This is a genomic window from Nostoc sp. FACHB-152, from assembly GCF_014697475.1.
Taxonomy (GTDB): domain Bacteria; phylum Cyanobacteriota; class Cyanobacteriia; order Cyanobacteriales; family Nostocaceae; genus Nostoc_B.
The window spans coordinates 1-3991 of the sequence record NZ_JACJRV010000172.1 but is presented as its reverse complement, the minus strand read 5'-3'; the positions used below and the strand labels follow the sequence as shown (position 1 = coordinate 3991).

At 40.4% G+C, this 3991-nt stretch carries 4 protein-coding genes and 1 pseudogene; all 5 read right to left on the bottom strand.

The window, feature by feature from the left end; all coding sequences use genetic code 11:
- Window positions 1–100 precede the first annotated feature (100 nt).
- Window positions 101–260: pseudogene (locus tag H6G76_RS36225) on the bottom strand (IS630 family transposase); the annotation flags it as partial.
- Between the two features lie 130 nt (window positions 261–390).
- Window positions 391–1944 (bottom strand): GMC family oxidoreductase, encoded by a 1554-nt coding sequence (locus tag H6G76_RS36220; protein WP_190711012.1) that lies wholly within the window; start codon window positions 1942–1944, stop codon window positions 391–393.
- A 91-nt stretch (window positions 1945–2035) separates the two neighbouring features.
- Entirely contained in the window at window positions 2036–2488 is a 453-nt protein-coding gene (locus tag H6G76_RS36215) for a hypothetical protein (RefSeq protein ID WP_190711011.1), read from the bottom strand.
- A 523-nt stretch (window positions 2489–3011) separates the two neighbouring features.
- Window positions 3012–3326 (bottom strand): DUF4278 domain-containing protein, encoded by a 315-nt coding sequence (locus H6G76_RS36210; protein WP_190711010.1) that lies wholly within the window; start codon window positions 3324–3326, stop codon window positions 3012–3014.
- 416 nt (window positions 3327–3742) lie between these two features.
- Window positions 3743–3991 (bottom strand): response regulator transcription factor (locus H6G76_RS36205; RefSeq protein ID WP_190711009.1); only part of this gene is annotated, 249 nt, incomplete at its 5' end.

Here is a 3991-nt window from a genome sequence, read left to right as displayed (position 1 = left end):
TTAAATAGAGCTTATTGCGAATAAATGCTCTTTTTCTTTTACCACAAATTGCTACACTCTTTGTAAGATAAGCATTCTAGACCATTTTGTCCCCCCGCAAGCCTAAAAATTTAGCAATTTCGTGTTGTGCTTTCCCATCATTCTGTAGCAGAATAATGAGAATTCTTTACCCTGACGTGTGGTTGGTCGCTCTCCTTGAGTGCTTGCTGTAGCTTGCTGAGTTGTTCCGTCGTTAAAAAGTTCTTGGCTGGTGGCGGCATAGTTGCTTTTGAACGGCTTCATCTTCTTATTATGCAACTTACGTGCCGATTAGCTTATCTATTTAACATTAATAAAAATATTTCAGATGATCGCCTCTCTGCAATGTCTGACGACAAGCCGAGGAAGCGTTCATACATTTGTTAAAGCTAATTGCTTTGAAACGCGATCGCTAGCTTTAATCAAATCGGCTGCCTTTTCGCCAATCATAATTGTGGGTGCATTAGTGTTTCCCGTAATAATAGTTGGCATAATTGAAGCATCTACGACACGTAAACCTTCAACACCATGTACCCGTAGTTCGGGGTCTACAACTGCGCTTTTCTCAACGCCCATTTTACAAGTCCCGACAGGATGATGTGCTGTTTCGCCACTTTTAAGGATGTAAGCTCGAATTGCTTCGTCGCTTGTTACGTCGGCACCAGGAGCGACTTCCTCGCTTACTAATTTATCAAATGCTCCTGAATAAGCAAGTTGACGAGAGATTTTAATTCCCTCCACAAGAACTTGCATATCTTTTTCATTCTGGAGATAGTTCATGCAGATTAACGGTGGATCTTTGGGGTCACAAGAACGCAAGCTGACACTACCACAGCTGTAACAATGTGTTGTACCCACTGCAAACGTGAATCCCCAACTAGAGCGAGGAGACTCAAGTTGCATCCACAAAACTGGGCCGCAGGAAAGCTGTAAATCTGGTGTAACATCTGTATTAGCTTCGGTATGCACGAATAAACCAGCTTCTGCAATATTGCTGGTGGCAGCAGGTTGCAACTCCTGAGTGGCTTGATAACCCACTTGCACATATACATGATCTTGGAGATTCTGCCCGACACCCGGTAAATCAACGATCGCAGGAATTCCTAATGTCTGTAGGTGTTCTGCTGAACCAATTCCAGAAAGCATCAGCAGTTTAGGCGAATCGAACACGCCAGCAGAAAGAATCACTTCCTGGTTGACAAAAGATTGGTGGATTTTCCCATTTTGCAGATACTCGACTCCAACTGTACGCTTCCCTTCAAACAGTAAACGGGTGACTGACGCTCCTGTAGTAATCGTCAAATTCGGACGATTTAAAATTGGCACTAGGAATGCCCCTGCGGTGCTGTGCCGCTTACCATCTTTGATAGTCAACTGGTAAAGCCCCGCACCTTCTTGATTTGCACCGTTGAAATCAGGATTAAGCTTATAGCCAATTGCTGTGGCTGCTTCAAGAAAGTATTGTGATATTGGGTTGGGTGCAATTGGGTCACTTACACTCAGCAGACCATCGACAGCATGAAATTGGGATGCTCCACGCTGCTGGTTTTCAGATTTTTTGAAGTAAGGTAATACATCTTGGTAGCTCCAACCAGTATTACCTAAATCCTGCCAGCGATCGTAATCGTGACGGTTGCCTCGCATATAAATCATGACGTTGATCGAACTGCTACCACCAAGGACTTTACCGCGTGGACAATAGATTTTACGCCCATTTAAGTATGGCTCTGGTTCGGTAAAATATGCCCAGTCCACCTCTGAGTTAAATAGTTTAGGAAACTCTACAGGGATAGGAATCTCTGGTTTGGTATCTGGGTTGCCCGCTTCGAGTAATAATACGGTCGTTTTACTGTCCTCAGTCAGACGATTGGCAACAACACAACCTGCTGAACCTGCACCAATTACAATATAGTCATATTGACGCATTACATTTTCCTTGACAACTTAGACAACGTGTTGAAGATTTTCAGTAGAAATAGAAAGGTATGAATCATTAAATAACTCCTTCCTTTTACGTTTAACAGTCAATCTTTGAAAAATCAGAGAGGATTTGCTGGTATTCTTCACTGACTTGCTCTGTATCATAAGTTGATACAATGGTCTCAACTTTTAGCGCCTTAAGTTTAGCAACACATTCGCTTGCCTCACTTAGTAAATCAGGAGCCGCAAGTTGTTTTTGCATACTACCCACAATGGTTACACCAAGTGTTAACACAGAAGCAACTGTTGTATTTATTCTCCAGTTGCCAATCAAAGGATCGTTGGAAACGGCAGATTGTCCAGTAATGAATGTTGCTAATGCACCAAGACAAATGTTAATTATACTGTAGCGACGCTCAATAGTTTTAAGCTTATTTTTTTGTGTTTCTGCCTTTTTAAGACTGTCATTTATCTGCTGTCGCAATACATCATAATGGTGATGTGATTGGTTATCTAAAGAAGTTGATACTGTGTTCAAGTTGTTAGACATGATGTTTCTCCGATATAAAAATGGTGGTTGCAATTTATTGACAAAGTTTCACGCTGCTAAAACAAATTCCTCTTTGCGTAAAGCAATATTGGGGAAATTTAAGATTAATAAAAATATTTCCGGCGATCGCCTGTCATATCATGTCCGGTTAAAGACTTATCATTAAGACCGCAGAGGGGCAGAGGGGAGGGCTTTTTAGGCTTTCTGCATAGATTTAGGAATTATAACTAATTAGCCGGACATGATATCACTAATCACTTCAAAACTTTACAGATAGTGAATTGTACCCCTTGAAAACTAGTGATCGTCAAACTCGCTTAAATAAATTGAGGCAGAGTGAACGTCTCGTAGATCAGACTGCGATCCTCTCACCGCTTCGTGTCTATGCCTGGCTAATAATTTTGATTGCAAGCAGCTATTGCAAATCAGATTCACTCTGCTTCTCACTTAAGCTGCTAAAACTTTATGAAAACTAGACCCTATTTCTTAAATACCAGACTGAATATATGTTGCTTAAGTCTTACTAAGGTGATGTTGTCAACTGTGGCAGTGTGACGACTTCTAATGAATTTACTGATTGAGTCATTAGGGTAACTTCTCCCTGTGTATTTCTATTTACCAAGTAGTTAGTTCCTCGATAGCTCAATTTATAAATTGCTAGTGGTAAAGTAACTTCCGCAGGCTTAACATCGGGATCAACACGATAAGTAATCCCACGGTAAATCACATTATAAGCTGGCCCAAATTGATAAACTGGCTGGAATGGCTGTTCTATTTTTCTGTTTTCAACTTTCTTAGTGTCGTATTCATAACTAGTGCCGCGATAGTAAAGTTTCATTTTTTTGCCTCTTGATACATTACAAAATAAGTTTGCTTGTGGCGCGGTCAAAGTAGCTTTTTAGCTAAGTGTCGTAATCTAATTAAAAACTCACAGGAGCGAATTTATACATTTTGAAATTAAGATAATTATGTGTATCAGCTATAATTTGTTTCACATCCTTGTGTGACTGCGATATTTCCTTGCCTCACAATTAAAAGAATAAGTTGAGCCAGCTAGCAAGGTCTACGTCATGAGCGGAAACTGCATTTCCAATTTTGGAAACTACACTTTTAATTAGAGAAATACGAGCGAGGGAAAACTTTTTAATTCTACAAGCAGCGCTGATGCATACTACTGTCTATTTGTACAGGAGATAACTTCTAACAGATTTATGAAATACTGGATTTAGTTATGCGATCGCAATGAAGAACCGCTTACTGATTCTCCAGAAAAGAGAGATACGTATTGGCAACGATCGCTGCTTGAGTGCGATCGCGCAAATTTAAGCGAGTCAAAATGTGCGAAATATGGTTTCTGACTGTTCCTTCAGAAAGGAAGAGCACTTGGGCAATTTCTCGGTTACTAGTAGTCCACCAAGGAAATTTTGCTGGGTAATACCCTCTAATTGATAAACTAGTCAAAAAAGGGGTTGAGCATGGCGAAAAAGTATATTGTAGATTTAA